The organism is Arsenicicoccus sp. oral taxon 190, from assembly GCF_001189535.1.
Taxonomy (GTDB): domain Bacteria; phylum Actinomycetota; class Actinomycetes; order Actinomycetales; family Dermatophilaceae; genus Arsenicicoccus.
On sequence record NZ_CP012070.1, the window covers coordinates 1423579 to 1449201 of the forward strand.

General features: G+C 72.2%; 20 protein-coding genes and 2 pseudogenes. 13 read left to right on the plus strand and 9 right to left on the minus strand.

Translation table 11 applies throughout. The annotated features are described in order from the left end of the window. Positions 1-4 precede the first annotated feature (4 nt). Positions 5-2923: an FtsX-like permease family protein gene (locus ADJ73_RS06720; protein WP_050347631.1), complete on the minus strand. Its 2919-nt coding sequence runs from the start codon at positions 2921-2923 to the stop codon at positions 5-7. 11 nt (positions 2924-2934) lie between these two features. Further along, a complete protein-coding gene (locus tag ADJ73_RS06725) occupies positions 2935-3651 on the minus strand; it encodes an ABC transporter ATP-binding protein (protein WP_050347632.1) in 717 nt (238 codons plus the stop codon). A gap of 235 nt (positions 3652-3886) precedes the next feature. Here ADJ73_RS06725 and ADJ73_RS06730 point away from each other — a divergent pair, with 235 nt between their 5' ends. After that, positions 3887-4747: an HAD-IIA family hydrolase gene (locus tag ADJ73_RS06730; RefSeq protein WP_050347633.1), complete on the plus strand. Its 861-nt coding sequence runs from the start codon at positions 3887-3889 to the stop codon at positions 4745-4747. Positions 4748-4896: 149 nt separating this feature from the next. After that, positions 4897-6201 (plus strand): M18 family aminopeptidase, encoded by a 1305-nt coding sequence (locus ADJ73_RS06735; RefSeq protein ID WP_050347634.1) that lies wholly within the window; start codon positions 4897-4899, stop codon positions 6199-6201. Between the two features lie 263 nt (positions 6202-6464). Here the strand turns inward: ADJ73_RS06735 and ADJ73_RS06740 are convergent, their stop codons facing one another. From ADJ73_RS06740 to ADJ73_RS06760, 5 genes are all read right to left on the minus strand, one after another. Continuing rightward, a complete protein-coding gene (locus ADJ73_RS06740; RefSeq protein ID WP_050347635.1) occupies positions 6465-7442 on the minus strand; it encodes an NAD(P)H-quinone oxidoreductase in 978 nt (325 codons plus the stop codon). Positions 7443-7535: 93 nt separating this feature from the next. After that, on the minus strand, positions 7536-8126 hold the full coding sequence (gene mobA, locus ADJ73_RS06745; RefSeq protein ID WP_050347636.1) for a molybdenum cofactor guanylyltransferase: 591 nt from the start codon (positions 8124-8126) through the stop codon (positions 7536-7538). Next, positions 8123-8896, minus strand: coding sequence for an IclR family transcriptional regulator (locus ADJ73_RS06750; protein ID WP_050347637.1), 774 nt, complete (start codon positions 8894-8896; stop codon positions 8123-8125). Before ADJ73_RS06750 ends, mobA begins: the two co-directional genes overlap by 4 nt. A gap of 70 nt (positions 8897-8966) precedes the next feature. Continuing rightward, positions 8967-9902, minus strand: a complete 936-nt coding sequence (panC, locus tag ADJ73_RS06755) for a pantoate--beta-alanine ligase (protein ID WP_082176793.1) — start codon at positions 9900-9902, stop codon at positions 8967-8969. 58 nt (positions 9903-9960) lie between these two features. Continuing rightward, entirely contained in the window at positions 9961-10317 is a 357-nt protein-coding gene (locus ADJ73_RS06760; RefSeq protein WP_050347638.1) for a nuclear transport factor 2 family protein, read from the minus strand. A 169-nt stretch (positions 10318-10486) separates the two neighbouring features. Between ADJ73_RS06760 and hutH the strand changes: the two genes are divergently transcribed. Both hutH and mptB read left to right on the plus strand, forming a co-directional pair. Beyond that, positions 10487-12040, plus strand: a complete 1554-nt coding sequence (hutH, locus tag ADJ73_RS06765) for a histidine ammonia-lyase (RefSeq protein ID WP_441293944.1) — start codon at positions 10487-10489, stop codon at positions 12038-12040. A 128-nt stretch (positions 12041-12168) separates the two neighbouring features. Continuing rightward, on the plus strand, positions 12169-13689 hold the full coding sequence (gene mptB, locus ADJ73_RS06770) for a polyprenol phosphomannose-dependent alpha 1,6 mannosyltransferase MptB (protein WP_050347640.1): 1521 nt from the start codon (positions 12169-12171) through the stop codon (positions 13687-13689). A gap of 17 nt (positions 13690-13706) precedes the next feature. Here mptB and ADJ73_RS06775 read toward each other — a convergent pair whose 3' ends face one another. Beyond that, positions 13707-14882: a glycosyltransferase gene (locus ADJ73_RS06775; RefSeq protein WP_216593682.1), complete on the minus strand. Its 1176-nt coding sequence runs from the start codon at positions 14880-14882 to the stop codon at positions 13707-13709. Positions 14883-14970: 88 nt separating this feature from the next. On the opposite strand from ADJ73_RS06775, the gene ADJ73_RS06780 reads away from it, so the two are divergent. From ADJ73_RS06780 to ADJ73_RS17820, 4 genes and pseudogenes are all read left to right on the plus strand, one after another. Next, positions 14971-15411, plus strand: coding sequence for a cold-shock protein (locus ADJ73_RS06780; RefSeq protein WP_050347641.1), 441 nt, complete (start codon positions 14971-14973; stop codon positions 15409-15411). A gap of 453 nt (positions 15412-15864) precedes the next feature. After that, entirely contained in the window at positions 15865-17520 is a 1656-nt protein-coding gene (gene hutU / locus ADJ73_RS06785; RefSeq protein ID WP_050347642.1) for a urocanate hydratase, read from the plus strand. Between the two features lie 68 nt (positions 17521-17588). Next, positions 17589-19004, plus strand: coding sequence for a purine-cytosine permease family protein (locus ADJ73_RS06790; RefSeq protein ID WP_050347643.1), 1416 nt, complete (start codon positions 17589-17591; stop codon positions 19002-19004). 600 nt (positions 19005-19604) lie between these two features. Further along, a pseudogene (locus ADJ73_RS17820) lies at positions 19605-20048 on the plus strand (low temperature requirement protein A); the annotation flags it as partial. A gap of 182 nt (positions 20049-20230) precedes the next feature. On the opposite strand, the gene ADJ73_RS06795 reads toward ADJ73_RS17820, so the two are convergent. Then, a complete protein-coding gene (locus tag ADJ73_RS06795) occupies positions 20231-21592 on the minus strand; it encodes a PucR family transcriptional regulator (RefSeq protein WP_156188150.1) in 1362 nt (453 codons plus the stop codon). A 95-nt stretch (positions 21593-21687) separates the two neighbouring features. Here ADJ73_RS06795 and ADJ73_RS16915 point away from each other — a divergent pair, with 95 nt between their 5' ends. The 5 genes and pseudogenes from ADJ73_RS16915 to ADJ73_RS06820 all read left to right on the plus strand — a co-directional run bounded on the left by ADJ73_RS16915 (position 21688) and on the right by ADJ73_RS06820 (position 25514). Beyond that, positions 21688-21840: a hypothetical protein gene (locus tag ADJ73_RS16915; RefSeq protein ID WP_156188151.1), complete on the plus strand. Its 153-nt coding sequence runs from the start codon at positions 21688-21690 to the stop codon at positions 21838-21840. A gap of 368 nt (positions 21841-22208) precedes the next feature. Beyond that, positions 22209-23354, plus strand: a complete 1146-nt coding sequence (locus tag ADJ73_RS06805) for a glutathione-independent formaldehyde dehydrogenase (protein ID WP_050347646.1) — start codon at positions 22209-22211, stop codon at positions 23352-23354. A 55-nt stretch (positions 23355-23409) separates the two neighbouring features. Continuing rightward, positions 23410-23946 (plus strand): type 1 glutamine amidotransferase domain-containing protein, encoded by a 537-nt coding sequence (locus tag ADJ73_RS06810; protein WP_050347647.1) that lies wholly within the window; start codon positions 23410-23412, stop codon positions 23944-23946. Continuing rightward, entirely contained in the window at positions 23943-24245 is a 303-nt protein-coding gene (locus tag ADJ73_RS06815; RefSeq protein ID WP_050347648.1) for a putative quinol monooxygenase, read from the plus strand. The genes ADJ73_RS06810 and ADJ73_RS06815 overlap by 4 nt, the downstream gene beginning before the upstream one ends. A 140-nt stretch (positions 24246-24385) precedes the next feature. After that, positions 24386-25514, plus strand: a pseudogene (locus ADJ73_RS06820) (NAD(P)/FAD-dependent oxidoreductase). The last annotated feature ends 109 nt before the right edge of the window (positions 25515-25623 follow it).

Here is a 25623-nt window from a genome sequence, read left to right on the forward strand (position 1 = left end):
GTGGTCAGGTGGTCCTGCGCGTCAGGACGGGGTTGCTGCGCACCACGAGCGCGGCGAGCAACGCGGCCAGCGCCGGTATGGCGAGAACCGCCACCGCCCACACGCCCCAGGGGAGCACCAGCGTGGTGACGGGCTCGGTCCCGCCCGGCACGGCACCGCGCGTGGCCTCGCGGGAGAAGGCGATGCCGGGGGCGGCCCCGACGGCGAGGCCGAGGGCGGTCCCGATGAGGGCCAGCGTGGCGGCCTGGGCCGCGGCGATGCCACGGCGCAGACGCCCGGTGGACCCGATGGCCGCGAGGGTGTCGAGGTCGCGCTGCGCCTCACCCATGGACAGGGCGGTGGCGGTGGTGGTGGCGACGAGGATCAGCAGGGTGACGGTGCCGAGCATGAGCCAGGCGAGCTTGGCGTACTGGTCGGTGTAGCCCCGCTCCACCTCGAGGGCCCCGTCGAACATCGAGGCCTCCGGCATGACTGTGCCGACCATGGCCTTGACGACCGCGTCGCGCTGCTCCTGCGTGACGGCCTCGCCACCGGGTCCGTGAGCCACGAGGGCCCCCTGGCGCACGACGGCTCCGAGGCCCTGGACGCCGGCGGTGGTCATCACCCCCCTGCCGGAGAACGCCTCCACCCCGAGACGTCCCGACTGCTCGTGGGTCAGGGCCGACACGGGCGTCTGACGTCGGGCGCTGTCGCCCACCCAGGCTCCGGCGGTGGGCCCTTCGGCCTCCTTGAGGCCGCCCGTGACCCAGGTGATCGTGCCCGTGGTGGCCAGTCGGGCGTCCGAGACGAGGACGCCACCGCGGTCCAGGACGGACCGCTGCTCGGCCGTGACCTGCACGAGGTCGCGCAGGGCGGCGTCGTCGAGGGCGAGGACCTGCCCCCCGGGGCCCCAGAAGCCGATGCCGAGCGACGGGCACGCGTCGACCCGGTCGCCGCCGAGCAGGTCGGTCGGGCTGCAGCCGGGGACGGTGGCGACGAGCGCGCGGCTGATCGCCGGGGGACGCCACGTCGGTGGCGCGTCGACCGGCGCGGAGTCCGGCCCCTCGGCCCGGGCCTCGGCGTGGACGACGGCACCGGGGATCGCGGCGCGGATCAGGTCCGGGGTCGCGCGGTCGGCCACATGGGACCACAGCCAGCCGTCAGGGGCGTGGGGCCGGTAGTCCAGCCGCTGTCGCTCCGCGACGGACGCGAAGCCGATCGTCATCGCCCCGAGCAGGATGCTCCCGGCCATGATGGCCGCCACCGTCGGCGTCGCCCGACCACGCTGGCGGGCGGCGTCGCGGGTCGCCATACGGGCCGCGACGGGGAGGTGCCCGCCGAGGCGGCCGACGAGGGCCACGATGGCCGGCACGGCCATCAGGGCGCCCACGACGAGGGCGACGACGGTCAGGATGAGCAGGATGGCGATCCAGGTCTCGGCGCCGGGGTGGGCCCAGAGGTAGGCCACGACCGCGAAGACGCCGACCGCGCCGGCCGCCGCCAGGACCAGCCCGACGACCGGCACCGAGCGCCGCATCCGCCGTGGCGCGACCTGGCCGCGCAGCGCGGACACGACGTCGAGCTGGGCGAGCCCGCGCGCCGGCAGCAGGGCCGCGACGACGGCCGCGACGACGGCGCACCCGACCACGATCGCGACGGCGGCCCACGGCACGTCGAAGGGTCCGAACAGGGCCGTCGGGGACCACCGTCGGTAGCCCCACACCCCGACGGCGCCCGCCGCGACGCCCAGCACCGCCGCCACGGCGGAGGACACCCCGCCCAGCACCACGGCCTGGCCGAGGACGGTGCGTCGCAGCTGGGCGCGGGTCGCGCCGTTGGCGGCCGCGAGGGCGAGGGTGCGTCGTTGCCGCTGCGCGATGACCGCGAAGGCCGGCCCGGCGAGCAGGGTCGACTCGACGAGCAGGGCGGCCGCGAGGAGCGCGACCAGCGTGAGGGTCTGGGTGCCGGAGGCGCCCGAGCCGGTGGCGCCCCGACCGATGCCGTCCGTGACCGGTGGCGGGTCGCGCAGGACCTGCCGCGACGTGAGGGCGACGCCGTGCCTGCTCGCCGCCTGCACCTCCGCCCAGGTGAGGGGGGTCGCGCGGTCGACGAGCGCCCCCTGCCACCCGGTGCCGGTGCGGTCGGGCAGCCGGATCAGCTCGGCCTCGGCGGGAGGGTCGTAGAGACGCCCGACGCCGACCCCCACGACCTGCAGGACGCGCTCGCGGCCCCCCTGCTGCGGGGCGTCCGTGGCCTGCTCGGTCACGGTGATCGTGCCGGTCGCGGGCAGGCCCTTGGCCAGGCCGGCCTCGGTGACCACGACCTCGTCGGCCGAGGCCGGCCAGCGGCCGCTCACCAGGTCGGCCTTGCCGCGGGTGACGGGCTCGCGGCCGTCGATCGCGAGGGTCTGCACGGGGCGGGTCTCCTCGCCGACGCGGACCTGGGTCGTGTAGCTCGCGACCGTGACCAGGTGGGCGCCGAGGAGGCGACCGACGGCGGTCTCGAGGTCGGCGCTGCGGGCGGCCTCGACGGCCGCCGGTGCGGGCAGGCCGGGCAGGGGCGTGGCCGGCTGGCGAGCGCAGGGTCCCGGCCCACCGCAGCTGTAGCCCGTCTGCCCCCGGGGGTCGGGCTCCAGCGCCTCGGAGGTGACGGTGGTGACGACGCCCTGCCCGGCCCCGAAGTGCACCTGCTCCGCCTCGCGGTCGTCGAGGTCCTTGGTGGCGTAGACCGTCAGCGCAGCCACCATGAGCAGGACCGGGAGGGCGATCATCACCAGCACGAGGGCGCTGCGGCCCGGGTGGGTCCACGCGTCGCGGGCGGCGAGGCGCAGGGCCACGCGCCAGCCGGCGAGCCACTCGTCTCGCCGGGAGGCCTGCTCGGGGTCGCGGCGGGGGCCACCGCCGGCGGCGTTGCTGCCCCTGGTGGGGGTGAGGGTGGCGGTCATGGCCCGGCCCCTCACGCCTCGGCCCCGAGCAGCGACTCGGCCCGCTCGGGGGTGCCCGTGGTGTCGACGATGATGCCGTCGCGGAGGAAGACGACCCGGTCCGCCCACGCCGCGTGCCGGGCCTCGTGGGTGACGAGCAGGCCGGCCGCGCCCTGGTCGCAGCGGCGCCGCAGGATCTCCAGGATGGCCTCGCCGGTCACCGAGTCCAGGGCGCCCGTGGGCTCGTCGGCGAGGACCAGCCGGCGGTCGCCGACGAGCGCGCGGCAGATCGCGACGCGCTGCTGCTGTCCGCCGGACATCTGGTCGGGGTAGCGGTCGGCCAGGTCCCGGATGCCGACCTCCTCCAGCGCCGCGTGGGCCTGCCGCCGGGCGGTGCGGGGGCGGGCGCCGTCGAGCTCGAGCGGGAGCGCGACGTTCTCGGCGGCAGTGAGCGACGAGATGAGGTTGAAGTCCTGGAAGACGAAGCCGACGCTGCGCCGGCGCAGGCGGGCCAGGGCGTCCGGGCGCAGGACCGTGATGTCCACGCCCTCGATGACGACGCGCCCGGTCGTCGGTCGGTCGAGCGCACCGGCAAGGTTGAGCAGCGTCGACTTGCCCGACCCGGAGGGGCCCATGACGGCCACCAGCTCGCCGGCCTCGATCGTCAGGGTCACCCCCTGCAGGGCATGGACGGCGGTGTCGCCGGTGCCGTGGGTGCGGTGGACGTGATCGAGCTCGAGGACGGTCATCGCGTCTCCTGTCGAGGTGGGGCCGGCCGGTCATCCCCCTGGTGACCGGCCGGCCGCCGACCGACATACTCGGTATGTCGCCTGGCAGGGACAGGTATACCGAGTATGTCGCCGGCCGTCAACCCCCCCGGCTCCACCCGCTCGTCGAGGCTCGGTCGTCGAGGCTCGGGCGTCGTGGCCCGGTCGTCGTGGTCGGGCCGAGCGCCGCGCGCGGGCGGGTCGCCATACTGGCCGTATGACGACCCACGCCCACATCGAGTCCTGGCTCACCGACATGGACGGGGTGCTGGTCCACGAGGAGCACGCGATCCCCGGCGCCGCCGAGTTCCTCGCGGCGCTGCAGGAGCGCGGGCTGCGCTTCCAGGTGCTGACCAACAACTCGATCTACACCCCGCGCGACCTGCGGGCGCGGCTGCTGGCCAGCGGGATCGACGTCCCCGAGGACTGCATCTGGACCTCGGCGCTCGCGACCGCGAGCTTCCTGGCCGAGCAGCGGCCCGGGGGGTCGGCCTACGTCATCGGGGAGGCGGGGTTGACCACCGCGCTCTACGAGGCGGGCTACACGATGACCCAGCGCGACCCCGACTACGTGGTGCTGGGGGAGACGCGGACCTACTCCTTCGAGGCCATCACGCGCGCGATCCGGCTGGTCGAGGGCGGCGCGCGCTTCATCGCCACCAACCCCGACGTGAGCGGGCCGTCGGTGGAGGGCACGCTGCCGGCCACGGGGTCGGTCGCCGCGCTGATCACCGCCGCCACCGGGCGCAAGCCCTACTACGTCGGCAAGCCCAACCCGCTCATGATGCGCACCGCCCTCAACCGGATCGAGGCGCACTCCGAGCACACCGTCATGATCGGCGACCGCATGGACACCGACGTCGTGTCCGGGCTCGAGGCGGGGCTGCGCACCATCCTCGTGCTGACCGGGTCCACGCGCCCGCACCAGGTGGAGCTGTTTCCCTACCGCCCCACGCGGGTCGTCGACTCGATCGCCGACGTCGTCCCGCTGGTGGCCGAGCGCGCGCCCGACGTCGGTCGCGACGAGGGCTCCGCCTCGGCGATGAGCCGTGTGGACGACCGGACGGTGCGTCCCTGAGCGGCCGCGCGTGTCGTCAACCAACGGGCAGCGTCACGCTGAGTCCGAGTGACGACGATCCTCTTGGTCATGACGCCTCCTGTCCCGCCAGGGTAGCCCTCATGCGCGCCGTCGTCGGGCCGGACGAGGGCTGACGGCATACTGGCCGCATGAGCCACTCGTTCGACCCCGAGGTCGAGGCCCGCGGGCTGTGCCAGTTCATCGACTCCTCCCCGTCTCCCTTCCACGCGGTGCAGTCGGCCGGCGCGATGCTCGACGCCGCCGGGTTCATCGAGCTCGCCGAGGGCGACGCCTGGCCGCAGCAGGCCGGGCGCTTCTACACCATCCGCGCCGGCTCTCTGGCCGCCTGGTCCACCGAGCACGCGGACGGGGCGACCACCCCCTTCCGCGTGGTGGGGGCCCACACCGACTCGCCCAACCTGCGCATCCGTCCCAACCCTGACCTGCACCGTTACGGCTGGGACCAGCTCGCCTGCGAGGTGTATGGCGGCCCCCTGCTCAACTCCTGGCTCGATCGCGACCTGGGACTGTCCGGCCGCGTGTCCGTGCGTGGACGCGCCGGCGTCGAGACCCACCTCGTGCTCGTCGACACCCCGACCCTGCGCGTGCCGCAGCTGGCCATCCACCTGGACCGCGGCGCCAACGACAGCCTCACCCTCAACCCGCAGACCCACGTCGTCCCCGTGTGGGGGTATGGCGGGTCCGCGCCGGCGATGCGGGAGTTCATGTCCCGCGAGGTCGGCTGCGACGTCGACGACGTCCTCGCGTGGGACCTCATGACCCACGACCTCACCCCGTCGACCCTGCTCGGGCACGACGACTCCCTGCTGGCCGCGCCCCGCCTGGACAACCTCGGCACCAGCTACTGCGGGACCCGGGCGTTCGTCGACGCGGTGGACGGCGACGGGCCGGCGACGCCATACGTGCAGGTGCTGGTGCTCTTCGACCACGAGGAGATCGGCTCTATGACCGAGCGAGGGGGGTTCTCCTCGATGCTGCCGCAGATCATGGAGCGCATCACGCGATCGCTCGGCGGCGACCGGGACGACTACCAGCGGGCGCTCGCCGCGACGGTCGTCGCCTCCGGCGACATGGCGCACGCCACGCACCCCAGCTATCCCGAGAAGCACGAGCCCAACCACCAGGTCGCCCTCAACGGCGGCCCGGTGCTCAAGGTCAACGTCAAGGGCCGCTACGCCACGGACGCGGTGTCGGCCGGCTGGTTCCGGCTGGCGTGCGACCAGGCGGGGGTGCCGATGCAGGAGTTCGCGGCGCGCGGGGACATGCCGTGCGGCTCGACCATCGGCCCGATGACGGCGGCCCAGCTCGGGGTGTCGACGATCGACTTCGGGGCGCCGATGCTGTCGATGCACTCGGCCCGCGAGCTGATGGGCGCCGAGGACCCCGCGATGTATGCCGCCGCCCTGTCGGCCTTCCTCTCCCCCCAGCTCTGACCCGCCGGCGGCCCGGGCATCGACCGGCCTTCGTTCACCAGGCTGGTTTACCTGCCCCCGGCGGGTATGGCCCGGCGGGTATGGCCCGGCGGATGTGGCCCGGCGGGTACGGCCCCGGCGCGTCGGGTCGCGGACGTCGAGGTCGAGGTCACCGGGTGGGTTCCACCACCGATGACGGCGGCCGAACCCACCCGAACCGCCGGGCGCAGCGCCGAGGGCCGAGCGCCGACGTCTCGCTCGGCCCGCCTCGGGGTCGCCCGGCCTCAGACGGTCAGCAGCACCTTGCCGATGTGGGTGCCCTTGTCGAGCTCCTCGTGCGCCCGCCGGACCTCGCGCGCCGGGAACCGCCCGTGCACCACCGGCCGCACCTGCCCCGACTCGACCAGCGGCCAGACGTGCTCGCGCACCGCGGCCACGATGGCGGCTTTCTCGTCGCGGGGGCGGGCCCGCAGCGAGGTCGCCGTGACGCTCGCCCGCTTGCGCAGCAGCGTCGCGATGTCGAGCTCGCCCTTGACGCCGCCCTGCATGCCGATGATGACGAGGCGACCCCCGGTGGCGAGGGCGGCGACGTTGCGGGGCAGGTACTTCGCGCCCATGTTGTCCAGGATCACGTCCGCGCCGTGCCCCTCGGTGGCCCGCCGCAGCTCCTCGACGAAGTCCTGCTCCTTGTAGTCGATCAGGATCGAGGCCCCCAGCTCCCGGCACCGCTCGAGCTTGGCCGCGGAGCCGGCGGTGACGGCCACCCGCACGCCCCGGCTCCGGGCGATCTGCGTCGCCATGGTCCCGATGCCGCTCGACCCGCCGTGCACGAGCAGGGTGTCGCCGCTGCGGAGCCCCGCGGTCATGACGAGGTTGGACCACACGGTGCACGCGACCTCGGGCAGCGCGGCGGCGTCGACGAGGCTCACCCCGGCAGGGACGGGCAGCAGCTGACCGGCGGGGACGGCGACGTGCTCGGCATACCCACCGCCGGCGAGGAGGGCGCAGACCTCGTCGCCCTCGCGCCACCCCTCGACGCGGCTGCCGACCTGCACGACGATGCCGCTGACCTCGAGGCCCGGGATCTCGGACTCGCCGGCCGGCGGCGCGTAGTGGCCCTGGCGTTGCAGCAGGTCGGCGCGGTTGACGCCGGCGGCGACGACCCGGACGAGCACCTCGTCGGCGCGGATGCCGGGGGTGGGGACCTCGGAGACGGTCAGGACCTCGGGGCCGCCGAACGACGGCAGGGTGATGGCCTTCATCCCTTCACCGTATGCCGTCCGCGCCGCCGCGTGCAGCCCCCGGTCCCGGCCGCGCGGCTGCGGCCTCCCGAGGGCGGCGTGGACCGGTCTCGCTCAGCCCAGGTGGTAGGCGCGGGCGGCGTCCAGGTCCTGCGGGGTGTCGACGTCGAGCAGGACGTGCGTGGAGGGGGGCGTGATGCCGTCCATGCGCAGGGTGGCCACGGTGCGGTGCACGGACACGTCGCTCGTCCCGGGCGGGAAGGTCGACCGCAGCGAGAGGGTGTCGTAGGCCGCGAGGAGGGGCTGCAGCCGGCCGGTGTCGTCGATCAGGGCGACGGCCTGGACGCCGGGCCCCGCCGCGGCGAGCGCCTGCACGAGAGGCTGCGCCGCGTCGCCGGCGAACGGCTGGTCCCCGGCGACGACGACGGTGACCGGGTTCTCCGAGAGCGCGGCGCCGGTGGCGATGCCGGCGGCGGGTCCGCCGAGGGGCGGGTCCTCGCGGGTCCAGGTCACGGGCCGCGAGGTCGGGCGCTCGGTCCCGACGCAGACGACGGTCCACTCCTGCGGCAGGTGGTCCAGGAGGAGGTCGAGGACGGTGGTCCCGCCGAGCTGGGCGGACGTCTTGTCGGTCCCGCCCATGCGGACGGAGGTGCCGCCGCAGAGGACGACGGCGGTCACGCCGCTGCCCTGGATCGTGCCGGTCATGGATGCTCCTTGCGATGTCCGCCGAGGCGGCGGGTGAGCTCCTGCGCAGCTCGACGCGCGGCGTCCGCCAAGCGCTCGACGGAGGCCTCCACCTGTCGTGGATAGGTGATCGCGACGGATGCTACCGGGTGGCCGCCGTGGTCCACCACCGCCGCCGCGACGCTCGCGAGGCCCTCTGTCACGGTGCCGTCCTCGAGCGCGAAGCCCCGCGCGCGCACCGCCGCGAGCTCCGAGCGCAGGGCCGTCAGGGAGTGCGGGCCTGTGCCCAGCCGCGTCACGAACGCCGCCCGGTCCGGGAAGAGCGCGCGCACCTGGGCGGCGGGGAGCGCGGCCAGCATGGCGAGCCCGGAGGCGGTGAGCTGGGAGGGCAGGCGGACGCCGACGTCTGTGACCAGCATGGGCCGCCCGGGCGCGCGCTCCTCGAGGACGTAGAGCACGTCGCGGCCGTGCAGCACCGCCAGGTGCACGTTGTGGGTCGTCTCGTCGACGAGCCGCGTGAGCACGGGACGCGACACCCGCGCCAGCCCGGCCTGCCGGGAGTAGGCGCTGCCCAGCTCGAACACCCCGACCCCGAGCCCGTAGCGGCGCTCCTCCGGCAGGTGCGTCACCAGCCCCTCGTCGGCCAGCAGGGACAACAGCTTGTATGCCGTGGAGCGGGGCAGCCCGAGGTCGCGGGCGACGGCGGCCGCGGGCACCGGCTCGGGGTGGCGCGAGAGGTGGCGCAGGATCGCGACCGCCTGGCTCACGGCGGGGGAGGCGCTGCGGGACATGACCCCATCTTGGCGGGTGTCGTCGGGTCGAGCCGGCGACAGCCCGAGCCGGCATCAGGCCGAGCCGGCGTCAGCCCAAGTCGGCGTCAGCCGGAGCCGGCTCGCGTGGGTCGCAGATCTTCGGGTTCTGTCCCGAAGATCTGCTGCTGTCCCTCAGATCTGCGGCGGTGGGAGCCAGCACGAGGCTGTCGATCAGGCGCGTCCGGCCGAGGCGGGCGGCCAGCGACACCAGGGGCCCGCGACCGGGGTCGACCTCGTCGAGCTCGGCCAGGGTGTCCGGGTCGGCGAGGCTGACGTACTCCACCGCCACTGCGGGCTCGGTCGCGAGCACCGCGTGCGCGGCCTCGAGCAGGTCCGAGGCCTGGCGGTGGCCGGCGGCATACGCCTCCTGGGCGGCGAGCAGGGCGCGGTGCAGGACGGGTGCGACGGCGCGCTCGGCCGTCGAGAGATAGGTGTTGCGCGAGCTCATCGCCAGGCCGTCGGGCTCGCGGCGGATCGGCTCGACGCACACCTCGAGGCCGAGCGCCAGGTCACGGACGAGGCGGCGGATGACGACGGTCTGCTGGGCGTCCTTCTGCCCGAAGTAGGCCCGGGTGGGCCGGACCGCGCGGAACAGGATCGTGCACACGGTCGCGACGCCGTCGAAGTGCCCTGGGCGGCGGGCGCCTTCGAGGACGTCGGTGACGCCGCCGACGGTCACGCGGGTGGACGAGCCCGGGGGATAGACGTCCTCGACGCGGGGTGTCCAGACCAGGTCCACGCCCTCGGCCTCAAGCATCGCGAGGTCGCGGTCGAGGTCGCGTGGATAGCTGTCGAGGTCCTCACCGGGGTCGAACTGCGTGGGGTTGACGAAGATCGAGACCACCACGGAGTCGTTGGCGCGCCTGGCTGCTCGCACGAGCGAGAGGTGCCCGTCGTGCAGGTATCCCATGGTCGGGACGAACCCCACGGTCCCGAGATCGCCTCGGGCGCGGGCCAGCTCGTCGCGAGTGGTGACGACGCGCATCGGATCTCCCTGTGCTGCAGACGTGTTCGTGGATCAGTCGTATGCCGCCCGCCCGCCGTCAGGCGAGCGGGGCGTAGAAGTACGTGGTGCGGTAGGAGATCCGTTCGCCGTCGAGACGGAAGAAGTCGGCGAACCGCAGCTCCAACGCCCGCCCGTCGCGCGCCCGACCCTCGAACCTCCCCTGCACCGCCACCTCGTCACCGTCGACGACGGCGTGGGTCAGGGTGTGCGCCCCGGACTCGATGATCCGCTCGCCGGAGTAGAACGCGGTCAGCCCGGCGTGCCCGCGCATCGGCTCGTAGCCCGGCCGCTCGTAGGTCGCGTCCTCGGTGAAGAGCCCGACCAGGCCTTCGACGTCGCCGGCGTCGACGAGCTCGTAGTAGCGGGTGACCGGGGCAGGGGCGGTGGTGGTCATGGCGGGCCTCTCGTCATACGGCTGGGTCTGTCCGTCCCGACCGTATGCCGAACCGCCCGCCCCGACGAACGGGACCTCTCGCACCCCGCCCTGCCTGTCTCGGATCCGGGACAGAAGCCGGGGGCCGGGGGCTGCCCGAGGGTGGGCGCAGGCTCGCACAATGAGCGGCATGACTGCTGAGCGCACTCCCGTCCAGGTCGGCCGCGGGCCGCTGTCCTTCGACGACGTCGTCGCCGTGGCGCGGCACGACGCCCCGGTCGCCCTGACCCAGGACTCGATCGATGAGATCGCCCGCAGTCGCGCCGTGATCGAGGGGCTGGCGACCGACACGATCCCGCACTACGGGGTGTCGACGGGGTTCGGGGCGCTCGCGACGCGGCACATCCCCACCGACCTGCGCGCCCAGCTGCAGCGCTCGCTCGTGCGCTCGCACGCCGCCGGGTCCGGCCCCGAGGTGGAGCGCGAGGTCGTGCGCGCGCTGATGCTGCTGCGCCTGTCCACCCTCGCGACCGGCCGCACGGGCGTGAAGGTCTCGACCGCGCAGGCCTACGTCGACCTGCTCAACGCCGGCATCACGCCGGTGGTCCACGAGTACGGATCCCTCGGCTGCTCAGGCGATCTCGCGCCCCTGGCGCACTGCGCGCTGGCGCTGATGGGGGAGGGTCCGGTGCGGCTGCCCTCCGGCGAGCTCGCCGACGCCGGTGAGGCACTGCGCGACGCCGGGCTCACGCCGATCGCGTTGGAGGAGAAGGAAGGTCTGGCGCTCATCAACGGCACCGACGGCATGCTCGGCATGCTCGTCCTGGCCATCACGGATCTCACTGCGCTGCTGAAGGTCGCGGACCTCAGCGCCGCCATGAGCGTCGAGGGCCTGCTCGGCACGGACAACGTCTTCGCCGCGGACCTGCACGAGCTGAGGCCTCACCCGGGCCAGGGGGATTCGGCCTACAACCTGCGAACCATCCTGGCGGGCAGCCCGATCCGCGAGAGCCACCGCACCGAGGCGTGCACGCGCGTGCAGGACGCCTACTCGCTGCGGTGCGCACCCCAGGTCGCCGGCGGAGCGCGCGACACCGTCGCCCACGCCACGCTGGTGGCGACGCGCGAGCTGGCCGCGGCCGTCGACAACCCCGTCGTGACGCTGGACGGTCGCGTCGAGTCCAACGGCAACTTCCACGGCGCGCCGGTCGCCTACGTCCTCGACTTCCTCGCGATCGTGGCGGCCGACGTAGCCTCGATGAGTGAGCGCCGCACCGACCGGCTCCTCGACAAGGCGCGCAACCACGGGCTCAACCCCTTCCTCGCGGACGACCCCGGCGTCGACAGCGGCCACATGATCGCGCAGTACACCCAGGCCGCGATCGTCTCCGAGATGAAGCGCCTCGCCGTCCCCGCGTCCGTCGACTCCATCCCGTCCAGCGCGATGCAGGAGGACCACGTCTCGATGGGCTGGTCCGCCGCCCGCAAGCTGCGCCGCTCGGTCGACGCCCTCACGCGCGTGCTGGCCATCGAGGTGCTCACGGCCGCCCGCGGCATCGCGCTGCGCGCCCCGCTGCAGCCGGCAGCGGCCACCGGCGCCGCCATCCAGGTGCTGCGCGACGCCGGCTGGGAGGGGCCGGGGGTCGACCGGTTCCTCGCGCCGGACATCGCGCTCGCCCACGACGCGCTCGCCTCCGGGCGGCTGCTGGCCGCGGTGGAGCAGGTGACCGGCCCGCTGCGCTGAGCCGGGCGACCGGCCCGCTGGTCTCAGCCGGGCGACCGGCGAGCCGACCACCGGTGGACGCCCTGCGTTCGCCGACGCGTCACGCGGGGTTCAGCGCACCAGCGGCCGCCGTGCCTACCGTCGGGACGGTGATCCTTCGCGGCGTCCTCGGGGCGCTCCTGGTCCTCGCGGGTGGTTTCGTGACGACGCCGCTGCCGCGGTCCGTGGTCGCGGACCTCGTCGAACCGCTCGCCGCCGTCGGCGCCACCATGCCGGGTCGCATGCTCGGCCTCGCGGTCCAGGTGGTCGGGCTGGGCCTGCTGGCCTGGGCCTGGCTCTCCCTGGTCCGCACCTCCACCCGCTGGTCCCGCGGCCGTATGCCGTCCGCCTCCCTCGCCCTCGCCCGCCGCGCCACGTGGGCCTGGGCGATCCCGCTGACGGTGGCCCCGCCGCTCTTCAGCCGCGACGGCTTCAGCTACGTGGCGCAGGGTGAGCTCACGAGACGGCTGCTGACGCCATACGACTATGCCCCGGTGACCCTGGCGGGGGCGTGGAGCGAGCGGGTCGACCCCCGGTGGATGGACACGATCACGCCATACGGCCCGGTCCCGCTCGTCTGGGGCGCCGTCGCGACCACGCTGACGCGCGACCCGGCGGTCGCGATCGTCCTGGAGCGGCTGGCGTCGCTGCTCGGCCTCGCCCTCCTGGTCTGGGCGCTCCCCGAGCTCGCGCGGTGGTGCCGGCTCGACGCCGGTCGCGTCACCGCGCTGGTCACCGCCAGCCCGCTCATGGTCGCCCACGGCGTCGGCGGGCTCCACAACGACGTGCTGCTGGCCGGCTTCGCGGCGGCGGGGCTGGCGCTCGCGGGCCGGGGCAGCTGGGGCTGGGGCGCCGTGCTCGGGGGGCTTGCCGCCGCGGTCAAGGTGCCGGGCGGGCTGGTCTGCGTCGGGGTGGTGCTGGTCAGCCTGGGCGCGGCGGTCTCGCTGCAGGACCGGCTGCGGCGCGTGGCGGCCGTGGCGGGGAAGAGCCTGGCCACCCTGGTGCTGTGCGGCCTGCCCTACCACCTGGGCATCGGGTGGGTCTCGGCGCTGGCGGTGCCCGGGGAGGTGCTGACGCCGTTCTCGGTGTCGACGACCGCCGGGCGCGCCGTCGGGTGGGTCGTCAACCACGTCGGTCTGCCCGAGCTGTGGGCGTCGGCGCTCACCACGGCCCGCACCCTCGGTATGGCGCTCGCCGTCCTCGTCGCCGGGGTGCTCGCGCTGGGGGGACGCACCGGCGACCGGCCGGCCGCGCTGCGCGCCGTCGCCGTGATCATGCTGGCCACGCTGCTGCTCGGGCCGGTGGTGCACGCGTGGTACGCCCTGTGGGTGGTGCCCTTCGTCGCCGCGCTGCCCCTCGGGGTGCGGGCCACCCGGGTGCTGCTGGCCGTCAGCGTCGTCGCCGGGATCAGCGCCCCGCTCGACTCCTCCCTCGAAGGCATGGTCCCGGCGATCGTCCTGACCACCGCGATGGTCCTGGCCGTGGCGGTGCCGCTGCTGCTGCACACGCGCGAGGTGTCCTCGCCGGCCACGCCGCTCGAGCCGGCCTCGCCCGCCGCCGCCGCCGCCGACGTCGAGCCTCCCGCCCCCGTCGTTGAGAGGCGACAGATCGGGGTCATGACCCGCGGATGACCCCGCTCTGTCGCCTCTCAACGAGAAGAGAGGGAAGGGGGAGAGGGGCGAAAAGGGCGGGAAGAGGGTGAGGGGGCGGCGGGCGAGGCGGCGAGGGTGCGGTGCAGCGAGAGCATCGCCGACACGGTCCGCGACCAGGGATAATGCTCGGCGCGGGCCCGGGCCGCCGCCCGCCGCTCGGCCGCGGGGCGCTCCGCCACCCGCAGCACCGCGTGCGCCAGGGACTCCGGTTCGTCGGCGCGTCCCCACGCTCCCGACGCCTCGTCGACCAGCTCCCGGGCGCCGCCCCGGTCGGCGGTGACGACCGGGGTGCCGCAGGCCAGGGCCTCGAGTACCGCCAGCCCGAAGGTCTCCCCCGAGCACACGCTCAGGGCCACGTCGGCCTCGCCGAGCCGCCGGGCCAACGCCCCGCGCCCGGCCACGTGCCCGTGGAAGACGACCGGGCTCCCGGCCGCGATCGCCTCCAGCTCGGGGCGGTGGGGGCCCTCGCCATACACGTCCAGGCGCACCGGGACGCCACGACGGTGCAGGGCCACGGCGGTGCGGACGGCCAGGTGCGGGTCCTTCTCGCGGGAGAGGCGACCGGCGTGGACCAGCCGCAGCGTGGGGGATGGCGGCGGTGGGGTCGGCGGCGGCCGGAAGGTCTGCAGGTCCACGCCGAGCGGCACCTGGTGCAGCCGGGCCCGGTCCACCGACGCCAGCCCGCTGAACTCGCCCGCCGCGTAGTCGGAGGTCACCACGACGTGGTCGAAGACGCGGGCGAGCGCGCCGTTGAACATCCGCACCGGGTGGCGCAGCTCGCGCTGCAGGCCGATGCGCATCGACAGCATCGCGTCGAGGCGTTCGTGGGAGAAGAGCACCGTCGGGATCCCGCGGCGCCGGGCCGCCATCGTCACCGGGAGCAGCGTGGACTTGTCGGACACCTCCAGCGACGTCGGCTCGAACGCCTCCAGAGCCCGCAGCACCGGCCGCGGGTCGAGGATCATCCGGTACCCACCGCTGACCGGCCGCGCCGCGACCGTCACCACATATCCCAGCTCGGTCTCGATCCAGTCGTGCGTCGAGCCCGGTATGACGAGCAGGCGCCTGGCCCCCGCGGCGACGTACCCGCTGCCCAGCTGGTCGATGGCGACCTTCATCCCGCCCGAGGTCGGGCCGACGAAGTTGGCGAGCTGGGCGATGCGGAGCTCCACGGCCCCAACCTAGCGGCGTCCGGCCCGAGCCGGCGCCGACGGCTCGCCCCTGGACCTGCGCCACGGGCCGGGGGGTAAGGTGCGTCACATGGCGGATGTGATCCAGGGTGAGGTGCTGTCGTTCGACGCGGTCAAGGGCTACGGCTTCATCGCTCCGATGGACGACGGCCCCGACGTGTTCCTGCACGTCAACGACATCGTGGGCGACCGGGCGCAGGTGCGGCCGGGCGTGATCGTCGAGTATGTCCCCGAGGAGGGTCCCAAGGGTCCCAAGGCCTCGGAGGTGCGGGCGCTCGGCGACGACAGCGAAGACCGTCGCGCCCCGGGTCGGGTGCGGGTCGCGGAGCCGCTGCCGGGTCGGGAGGACCGCCCCGAGGGGGAGGTCGACGTGCTGTCGCCGCGCGAGTTCGAGGCCACGGTGACCGAGCTGCTGCTGCGCGCCGAGCCCACGCTGACGGCGGCGCAGGTGCTGCACCTGCGGGGTCGGCTGGGGACGATGGCCCGCGGTTTCGGGTGGGTCGAGGACTGACGACGACGGCGCGAGGACCCGAGCGAGGGACGAGCGAGGCCCGGAGCGCCGAGGAGTCGGTCCGGTGAAGCAGGACTGACGACGACGGCGCGAGGACCCGAGCGAGGGACGAGCGAGGCCCGGAGCGCCGAGGAGTCGGTCCGGTGAAGCAGGACTGACGTTCCCGGCGTTCTCCCGCCAACGTGGTCGGTTTGTGTCGCTGGGGCGCGCAAAGAGACCACGATCGTGGGTGAGTGGGTGAGTGGGTGAGTGGGTGGGGCAGGCTGCGGGGGCCACGATCGCGGGTGAGTGGATGGGTTGGGTGAGGTGGGTCTCGGATCCGGGACAGTTGGGGGTCTGCCGGGGCTGGCCGCCACGACGCCGGCGCGGTTCGATGGGGGGACCCGCACGGTGATGTGGCCGGGCGGTGACGCGGGCTGACGGCATACGGCCCTGGACCCGATGGAGGTAGCCATGGAAGGTGCTCGCCCCGTCCGCGCACCGCGCGGCACGACCCTGTCGGCGCGGAGCTGGCAGACCGAGGCCCCGCTGCGGATGCTCATGAACAACCTCGACCCGGAGGTCGCCGAGCGCCCTGACGACCTGGTGGTCTACGGCGGGACCGGTCGGGCGGCGCGGGACTGGCGCAGCTTCGACGCCATGGTGCGCACCCTGCAGGGGTTGCGCGAGGACGAGACGATGCTGGTCCAGAGCGGGCGGCCGGTGGGGGTCATGCAGACCCACGAGTGGGCGCCGCGCGTGCTGATCGCCAACTCGAACCTCGTCGGCGACTGGGCCACGTGGCCGGAGTTCCGGCGGCTGGAGCAGCTGGGCCTCACGATGTACGGCCAGATGACGGCCGGGTCGTGGATCTACATCGGGACGCAGGGGATCCTGCAGGGGACCTACGAGTGCTTCGCGGCGATCGGGGAGCGGAAGTTCGGCGGCACCCTCGCCGGGACGCTGACCCTGACCGGCGGCTGTGGCGGCATGGGCGGCGCCCAGCCCCTCGCGGTGACGCTCAACGGCGGCGCGGTCCTCATCGTCGACGTCGACGAGAGCCGGCTGCGGCGCCGGGTCGACCACGGCTACCTCGACGTCGTCGCGGACGACCTCGACGACGCCGTCGAGCAGGCGCTCGCGGCCAAGGCCGAGCGGCGGGCCCTGTCCGTGGGCGTGGTCGGCAACGCCGCCGAGGTCTTCCCCGAGCTGCTGCGCCGCGAGGTCGACATCGACATCGTCACGGACCAGACCTCCGCGCACGACCCGCTCTCCTACCTGCCGATCGGCGTCACCGTCGACGAGTGGGCCGACTACGCCGCCAAGAAGCCCGAGGAGTTCACCGACCGCGCCCAGGAGTCCATGGCCCGGCACGTCGAGGCGATGGTCGGCTTCCAGGACCGCGGCATGGAGGTCTTCGACTACGGCAACTCCATCCGCGACGAGGCGCGGCAGGGCGGCTACCAGCGCGCCTTCGACGTCGAGGGATTCGTGCCGAAGTACATCCGGCCGCTCTTCTGCGAGGGCAAGGGGCCGTTCCGCTGGGCCGCGCTGTCCGGGGACCCGGCCGACATCTACGCCACCGACCAGGCCGTGCTCGACCTCTTCCCCGACGACGACCGGCTGCACCGGTGGATCCGCGGCGCCCGCGACAAGGTCCACTTCGAGGGGCTGCCGGCACGCATCTGCTGGCTCGGGTATGGCGAGAGGGACCGGGCGGGGTTGCGGTTCAACGAGATGGTGTCTTGCGGGGAGGTGTCGGCGCCCATCGTCATCGGCCGCGACCACCTCGACTGCGGCTCCGTCGCCTCCCCCTACCGCGAGACCGAGGCGATGGCCGACGGGTCCGACGCGATCGCCGACTGGCCGCTGCTCAACGCCCTCGTCAACACCGCCTCCGGCGCCTCCTGGGTGTCCATCCACCACGGCGGCGGCGTCGGCATCGGCCGGTCGATCCACGCCGGTCAGGTGTCGGTGGCCGACGGGACCGCCCTGGCGTCGCAGAAGCTCGCGCGCGTCCTCAGCAACGACCCCGGCATGGGCGTCATCCGGCACGTCGACGCGGGCTACGACCGGGCCGAGGAGGTCGCCGAGGAGCGCTCGGTGCGCATCCCGATGCGTGAAGACTGAGTAACGACCGGGGGTCCATGCGGCCCCCGGTATGGCGACGCGGTGCCGCCGGCTCCATCATGGCGCCCATGACACAGACCAGTCGGATCGAGCGGCGCAGCATCGACGTCGTCCCGGTCAGCGAGCGCCACGGCTCGCCCGTCAACCAGCTCACCCTCTGGTTCGGCGCCAACATGCAGATCACCGCTGTCGTCGACGGCGCGCTGGCGGTCGTCTTCGGCGCCGACGCGCTGTGGGCGATCATCGGCACCCTCGTGGGCAACCTCCTCGGCGGCGTCGTCATGGCCCTGCACAGCGCCCAGGGCCCCAGGCTCGGTCTGCCGCAGATGATCTCGAGCCGGGCGCAGTTCGGGGTCATCGGGGCGGTGGTCCCGCTGGTGCTGGTCGTGCTGATGTACCTCGGGTTCGCCTCCACCGGGACCGTCCTTGCCGGACAAGCGGTCTCGCGCGCGCTGGGCCTGGACACCCCGACCGTCGGCATCGTGGTCTTCGGCGTCCTGTCCGCCGTGGTGGCCATCGTCGGCTACCGGTGGATCCACGCCCTCGGTCGCGTGGGGACGGTCGTCGGCATCATCGCGTGGAGCTACCTCGCGGTGCGGTTGTTCACGGCATACGACATCCCGGCCCTGCTGGGGCGCAAGCCGTTCGAGCTCGCCACCTTCCTGCTGGCCGTCTCGCTGGGCGCCGGGTGGCAGTTGACCTACGGGCCCTACGTCGCGGACTACTCGCGCTACCTGCCCATCGGCACCCCCGAGCGCCGGACCTTCTGGGCGACCCTGGCCGGCAGCGTGATCGGGTCCCAGTGGTCCATGACGCTCGGGGCGCTCATCGCGTCGCTGCCCGCCGCGACCGGCAAGGGATTCCTCGCCAATCAGGTCGGCGCCGTCGGTGAGCTGGCCGGCGGCGGCGCCATCGCCATCGTGTTCTACCTGGTCATCGTGGTCGGCAAGCTCACCGTCAACTGCCTCAACGCGTATGGCGGTTCGATGACGATGCTCACCACCATGTCGGCCTTCCGCCGCGCCGCTCGCGTGTCGACGCTGGCGCGGGCGCTCTACATCTCGGGGTTCATCGCCGTGTCGGTGCTCGTGGCGCTGCTGGCGAGCGCCGACTTCCTCGCCAACTTCAAGAACTTCGTGCTGCTGCTGCTCATGGTCTTCACGCCGTGGAGCGCCATCAACCTCGTCGACTACTACCTGGTCTCGCGCGAACGCGTGGACATCCCCGCCCTCTACGACCCCGCCGGCCGCTACGGCTCGGTCAACGCGATGGCGCTCGGCGTCTACCTCTTCGGGATCGTCGTGCAGGTGCCCTTCCTCGCGCAGACGCTCTACACCGGGCCCGCCACCGAGGCGCTCGGCGGCGCCGACATCTCGTGGATCGTCGGGCTGCTGGTGACGGCGGCCATCTACTACCCGCTGGCGCGGGCGCAGCGGCGCGCGCCGGAGCGCACCGTCTATCCGGAGGGCGTGCTGGACGCGTGAGGCCAGCCCCCGGGGCGACCACGGGGTGCCTCGGGGGTGTGGTTGTGGTCGGTATGGCGCCCGTAGACGACCACAACGTGTCCCGGGGGTGTGGTTGTGGTCGGTCTCGCGCCGGCCCCGCACGGCGGCGACCCGGCTCGCGGCATACGGCGTGGGTGCTTTTGCCTGTGGACAACCACGATCAGCCGAGCTGGGCTGTGGATAAAGCCGGAGGCTTCGTTTGCGGTAGCCCAGGATGGGCTCAGGAGACGGCAACGAGGCCTTCCGCAGGAGCTGCAGGCTGTCCCGTGGTTCACGGGGCGGCGCGCTCGCGAGCTGGGGGTGACGCGCGCGACCTTGGCGAGCCTCGCGCACCCGCACCGGGGGGTGTTCGGCCATCAGATGCCCACCTCCGTGCTCGAGGACGCGCAGGCTCTCGCCCTGGTGCTTCCGAGGCCTCATCACACACCTCCATCACAGGCAGGTGTTTCCCTAACCGCTTGAACCCGCCGTTCTTCGACACGCCAGAACGAGAGTTGCTGTGGATCGTGGCCGCGGTGATGGATCTGTCGGGGCCTGTCCTGGTCGGACCACCGGTGGGAGCGTGACACCTGCTACTTCGTGGAGCGGCACGGGCTGATCATCATCATCGCGCTGGGTGAGGCGATCGTCGGGGTAGGCGCTGGCGCCGAAGCCGCTCTTCCGCGCCCGAGTGTTGTGACGGCCGTCCTCCTCGCCGTGCTGATCGCGGCCGGTCTGTGGTGGTCCTACTTCGGTCATCTGCGCGGCGGTGCCGAACGACGGCTGCGCGGCACCACTGATCGGGAGCGGTCAAGGCTCGCGCGCGACTCCTACACCTACCTGCATCTGCCGCTCGTGGCCGGGGTGGTGTTCTTCGCTCTCGGGGTGCACGAAGCAGTCGCGGCACCGGGGGAACCACTCCCCTTGTTGCCGGTGGTCGCCCTTGCTGGTGGCGTCGCGATGTTCTACGTCGGCGACGTCGCCTACCGATGGCGCGACCACCACCAGCTCGCCACCGGTCGCCTGGTGGCCGCAGTGGGGGCTGCTTCGTTGATCCCGGTCGCGGTGGTGGCGCCTGCTGTGTCGGCGCTCGCCGGGCTAACCTCGTCTGCTTGCTGCACACCAGCTGGGAACTCTGGCACCACCCGGCAATCGGCCCGGTCGACGACTCCTGATCGTCCAGTGCCATCGCCGCGCAGACTCTCGAACTACGGTTTGGGACTACCTCACCGGACGGTGTTTTGCAGGGGCTCGCCGACGGAGGCACGGCGCAGTCGCCACGCGCGTGTCGCCAGGTGCAGGTTGAGTTGTGCCTCGACGTCGGTGAGGTCGTGGCCTGAGATCTCGGTGATGCGGCTGATTCGGTAGCGCAGTGTGTTGCGGTGGATGGTGAGCGTCGATGACGCGTCGGCGTACTTGCCCCCGTGGTCAAGGTAGGCCGCTAGCGTGGGGACGAGCTGGGTGCCGTGGCGACGGTCGTAGCTCAATAGGTCGCCGAGCCAGTCCCTGATGAGGCGCTCGACTTCCTCAGCGTTGCCGTCGAGGGCGAGCAGCCGGTCTACTCCCAAGTCGGCGTAGGCGATAAAGCCATACGGATTGTGGGACTGCTGACGAGCCCTCAGTGCTCGTTGGGCTTGCTCATACGCACGTGGGATCTGTTCCGGCGAGGTGGCCGGCTCCCCCTTGGCGATCACACCGTCGGTGTCCCCGTAGGCGCGCGACAAGTCGTTGAACAAGCGGGCCATGTCGACACCTCGATGGGCGAGGGCGACGACCAGTCCCCGGTTCCGGATGACCAAGCAGGGCAGTCGCTGACGAGCCATGGCCATCCGGAGGTGATCGACGTCGCGGTCGTGCCCGCGGTGACCCCGCTCGGAGGACCACGCGCACACGATCAGGTCGTGCGGAACGCCAAGGTCGTGGCCCTGAGCGGATGCCCGGTCCACGGCAACGTCGGCCGGGAGCCCTCCAAGAAGGTCGTCGAGGAGGTCTCGACTCAGTCGGTTCTCCAGTTCATTCATCGCTGCGGCCTTCGCCCTCAGCAGTCCCAGTGCGACGCCCGCGTACCGCAGAGCGAATGATGCGTCGGCTCGGTCTTTGTCCGGTGGCACCTCCAACTCGATCGTGCCGAGTTCGGGGCGTCCGCCGATGACCTCCTCGAGCGAGGTTCGCTCGAGGAGCGGTTGATACCGGCTGGTAACCGTGATCCGGGTCGTCTCGTGCCCGAATCTGTCCCGCAGCACGACAGCGGAGCCAGTGAGCCGGCTGAGTGAGGTGGCCACGTCGAGCTCAGTCCCGGTCGTGGATAGTCGGGCGAACTCCTCAAGCACCCCCTCACGGTGCTGAAGCGCCGCGACGGTGCGCGCCATCTCGTTATTGGCTGCATCGAGTTCGTGGGCGCGTCGGCGGTGGCGCTCGTGCACCTGCGCGTCCGCGAGCGCCGTCCCGAGGAGGTCGCCCAACCGTTCGATGACGAACAGTTGTTCGGGGTCGGGCCGGGCGAAGCTGCGAAGGACCAGTTGGCCCGGGGCGCCGTTCAAGACCGCCACAGCCGTCGTCGACGTCCAGGAGTCGCCGTTGTCCTGCACGAATACCCGTTCACCGGTTGAGGGGCTCGGTTCCGCCGGCTTCGTTGGCTCCCCGGGGGCAGGGTGATCCACTCCCAGTCCCGCTGGAAGGTGACGTGAACCAACTGGCAGCCGGTCACCGACTCGACCTCACGCTTCAGGACGTTGATGACCTCGTCCACGTCGTGACGCTGCATCATCGCCATGGACATCACCAGCAGCCCATCGAGGCCGGTGAGGGCACGCCGCAGATCCAGCTCGCCGGTTGACACAACGGCTCCGGTTGTGACGGGCTCGCAGACGGTCATCTCCTGATCCCTGGCCGGCCCGCCCCGGATCCCCCTGTGCCGTAGGGACCCCACAGGTCGTCGCGCTGAGCGGTGACGCCTCGGTGCATGCAGCACGGATGTATCCCGGGATCCAGTCCGGGTCCGTGAGAGCTCATCGGTCCTCATCAACTCTCGGGGGCAGCGTCGCGCTCATCGTACCCCTTGCCCAGTGCACCCACCCGCGGGGAGTTGTGCACTCGAACCAAATCATGCCCCGGGACTTTGGCCTGGTGCGCCCATGACTTCCTGGTGGTCGGCAACGAGTGTGGACTGGTCGGAGCCACCGACACAACGATTGGAGATTCGCCATGAAGGCTGTCGTCTATCAGGGGCCCAAAGATGTCGCGGTCACGGACGTCCCGGACGCCGAGATCGAGCGGCCCACCGATGTGCTGGTCAAGATCACAACGACCAACATCTGCGGCTCGGACCTGCACATGTACGAGGGGCGGACCTCCTTCGAGAAGGGCCGGACGTTCGGCCACGAAAACATGGGAGAGGTGGTGGAGATCGGCAAGGGAGTAGAGAAGATCAAGGTGGGCGACCGGGTCGTGCTGCCCTTCAACATCTCGTGCGGGTTCTGCAAGAACTGCGAGCGCGGGCTCACGAACTACTGCCTGACGACGCAACCTGACCCGTCGGCCGCCGGTGCGGCCTACGGTTTCGCCGAAATGGGCCCATACGGCGGCGGGCAGGCAGAACTGCTCCGGGTGCCCTTCGGCGACCACAACGCCCTGCGCCTGGGTGAAGACGCGCAGGACAAGGAGAACGACTACGTCATGCTCTCCGACATCTTCCCCACCGGCTACCACGCCACCGAGATGGCCGGCGTGATCCCGGGCGACAGCGTCGTGATCGCCGGGGCCGGCCCCGTGGGACTGATGGCCGCCCTGTCCGCGACGATCAAGGGCGCCGCGAAGGTGATGGTGGTCGATCGCCACCCCGACCGGCTCGCGCTGGCCGAGCAGATCGGAGCGATCGCCATCGACGACTCGAAGGTCGACCCCGTGCAGGCTGTGCTGGACGAGACCATGGGGCTCGGAGCCGACCGTGGCTGCGAGTGTGTCGGCTACCAGGCCCACGACCCTGAGGGCAACGAAGACCCGGCTGCCACCTTGAACATGCTCATCAACTCGGTCCGGTTCACCGGAGGGATCGGCACCGTCGGCGTGTTCGTCCCCGAGGACCCGGGGGCCAAGGGCGAGTTGGCCAAGCAGGGCAAGGCGGCCATCGACTTCGGTACCCACTGGTTCAAGGGACAGACCATGGGCAACGGTCAGTGCCCGGTCAAGAGGTACAACCGCCGGCTGCGAGACCTCATCGCGGCTGACAAGGCGAAGCCGTCCTGGATCGTCTCCCACGAGATCTCGCTGGATCAGGCTGCCGACGCCTACAGGAACTTCGACTCCAGGTCCAAGGGTTGGACCAAGGTCGTCATCAAGCCCGGCATGTGAAACGGAAAGGAGGCAAACTGATACGGCAGCAGATCTTCAGGGCAAGAGGGTCGCGATCCTCGCTGCCGACGGCGTCGAACGCGTTGAGCTCGAGCAACCCCGAGAAGTACTGGACCGCGCGGGCGCTCAGACCGAGATCCTCTCGATTCACGACGGCGAGATCAAGGCCCGTAAAAACGACCTGGATGAAGCGGGCACGTTCACAGTCGACGGGCTGGTCGCCGACGCCTCGGTGGGCGACTACGACGCCCTGCTGCTACCCGGCGGCACGGTGAACCCCGACCAGCTCCGGGTCGACGAGGGCGCCGTTTCCTTCGTCCGCGACTTCGTCGAGAGCGGCAAGCCGGTGGCGGCGATCTGTCACGGGCCGTGGACGTTGATCGAGGCCGGCGTGGCCGCGGGTCGCACCCTGACGTCGTACCCGAGCATTCGCACCGACCTGCGCAACGCCGGCGCCGACGTCGTCAACCAGGACGTGGTGATCGACATGAATCTCATCACCAGCCGCTCGCCGGAGGACCTGCCGGCGTTCTCCGAGGCAATAGTGTCCCAACTCGCGGGCACCACGACAATGGAAGAGGAGAAGTCATGAGTGTGACCAAGGGATTGCTGGTCAGGTTTGACGCGTTGCCCGGCAAGGAGGACGACGTGAAGCAGTTCCTTGACAGCGGCCGCGCGCTTGTCGAGGACGAGCAGGCGACCACCGCATGGTTCGCGATCCGCCTCGGGCCGACCTCGTTCGGGATCTTCGACGTGTTCCCCGATGATGCCGGACGTGACGCCCACTTGTCCGGCCCTGTTGCGGTGGCTCTCGGCGAGCAGACCGGCACGTTGTTCTCCGAACCGACGATCGAGAAGCTCGACGTACTGGGCTCCAAACTCCCCGCCTGACACCACAGACCGGGAGTACTGGCCCAGACAGGAGGGGTCGCTGCACGCGGTGACTTCGGGCTGACGCAGCCCGCTGACGTCGTGGCAGCGGCCCCTTCTCTGCGGCCTATCGCACATCCCTAACAGATCGAGGAACCGCGATGGCAGGAACTGACGACGACGTTGCCCCGACGCGTTCACCCGAGGTAGCAGTGATCGGGGGCGGGATCGTCGGTCTGTCGACGGCGTACGCGCTGCGGGAGCAGGGCGTGCCGGTGCGCTTGTACGAGGCCGGTCTGCCCGGAACGGGTCAGTCCGCAGGCGAGTCGCGGATCTTCCGGCATGCCCACGACGACCCGCGACTCGTTGCTCGCGCGCGAAAGCCGCGGCGTATGGGATGAGTGGGCCGAACACTTCGACGTCGAGCTGGTCTCATCAGACGGTGTCGTGGCGATCGGCGACAGCGCCCTGGCGCGGCTGCGGGTGCTCGAACAGGTCGGCGGCGTGGAAGCACGCGAGATCGACGCGGCCGAGCTCGCCCAGCGAATGCCGCTGCTCGCTGGGTACTCGGGGCCAGCGGTGCTCGACGAGTCGGGCGGCGCGATCCGCACCCGCACCGCGATCACGGCACTCGCGGGTGCCCTCGCAGATGCCGTCACCACCGCAGAGGTCATCTCCATCGATCCCCGCGCCGATGGGACGGTCGAGGTGCGCAGCGTCACCGACCGGGCTGTCTACTCCAAGGTGGTCGTGTGCGCCGGCCGCGAAACCGCCCGCCTGGCCCGCAGCGTCGGCCTGTCGCTGCCGGTTCGCCTTGCCGCACACGTCCGGCTGACCTTCGCCGTGAAAGCCGCCGCCCCGGCACGAGTCGCGTGCCTGCAGGACAGCAGCGGCGTCTTCGGCGAAGTCGGCGTGTACGCGACGCCGCTACCGGGCAACAGCAGTTATTCGGTCGGACTCAGCGAAACCGTCGGCGTCCGCGACGACGGAACGTTCATCGACCCTGCAGCGATTCGATCGCTGGACGAACGCGCGCGCGAATACGTGACACGGGCGCTGCCCGGTCTCCACCCAGAGCCGCGCGACTTCCTTCACTGCTGGGTGACCGACCTCCCATGGAGCGAGGACGGCGTGGCCGCGTGGGAGGCGGGTCCCGTTCTGTTCGTGGCCGGTCACAATCTGTTCAAGCAGGCACCATTGCTGGGGCGCGCTCTCGCCCGAGCCGCGACAGGTGGAGGTCTCGCCGCCGAGCTCGAGCAGGGGGCGCGCCTGGGTGAACCACAGCAATAGGCTCCCGATCGATTCGACGTAGCATCCACGGGTCCTTCCGTGCGCGACAGCCGACTGGCAAGGGCAAGCGTAGGTTGAGGTAAGGATCAACAAGACCTTGGGCCCTACC

Excerpts from the sequence above, each read along its gene's own strand:
- ADJ73_RS06720 (WP_050347631.1), bottom strand. The coding sequence starts at position 2,923 with ATGACCGCCACCCTCACCCCCACCAGGGGCAGCAACGCCGCCGGCGGT.
- ADJ73_RS06725 (WP_050347632.1), bottom strand. The coding sequence starts at position 3,651 with ATGACCGTCCTCGAGCTCGATCACGTCCACCGCACCCACGGCACCGGC.
- ADJ73_RS06730 (WP_050347633.1), top strand. The coding sequence starts at position 3,887 with ATGACGACCCACGCCCACATCGAGTCCTGGCTCACCGACATGGACGGG.
- ADJ73_RS06735 (WP_050347634.1), top strand. The coding sequence starts at position 4,897 with ATGAGCCACTCGTTCGACCCCGAGGTCGAGGCCCGCGGGCTGTGCCAG.
- ADJ73_RS06740 (WP_050347635.1), bottom strand. The coding sequence starts at position 7,442 with ATGAAGGCCATCACCCTGCCGTCGTTCGGCGGCCCCGAGGTCCTGACC.
- mobA (WP_050347636.1), bottom strand. The coding sequence starts at position 8,126 with ATGACCGGCACGATCCAGGGCAGCGGCGTGACCGCCGTCGTCCTCTGC.
- ADJ73_RS06750 (WP_050347637.1), bottom strand. The coding sequence starts at position 8,896 with ATGTCCCGCAGCGCCTCCCCCGCCGTGAGCCAGGCGGTCGCGATCCTG.
- panC (WP_082176793.1), bottom strand. The coding sequence starts at position 9,902 with ATGCGCGTCGTCACCACTCGCGACGAGCTGGCCCGCGCCCGAGGCGAT.
- ADJ73_RS06760 (WP_050347638.1), bottom strand. The coding sequence starts at position 10,317 with ATGACCACCACCGCCCCTGCCCCGGTCACCCGCTACTACGAGCTCGTC.
- hutH (WP_441293944.1), top strand. The coding sequence starts at position 10,487 with ATGACTGCTGAGCGCACTCCCGTCCAGGTCGGCCGCGGGCCGCTGTCC.
- ADJ73_RS06780 (WP_050347641.1), top strand. The coding sequence starts at position 14,971 with ATGGCGGATGTGATCCAGGGTGAGGTGCTGTCGTTCGACGCGGTCAAG.
- hutU (WP_050347642.1), top strand. The coding sequence starts at position 15,865 with ATGGAAGGTGCTCGCCCCGTCCGCGCACCGCGCGGCACGACCCTGTCG.
- ADJ73_RS06790 (WP_050347643.1), top strand. The coding sequence starts at position 17,589 with ATGACACAGACCAGTCGGATCGAGCGGCGCAGCATCGACGTCGTCCCG.
- ADJ73_RS06805 (WP_050347646.1), top strand. The coding sequence starts at position 22,209 with ATGAAGGCTGTCGTCTATCAGGGGCCCAAAGATGTCGCGGTCACGGAC.
- ADJ73_RS06815 (WP_050347648.1), top strand. The coding sequence starts at position 23,943 with ATGAGTGTGACCAAGGGATTGCTGGTCAGGTTTGACGCGTTGCCCGGC.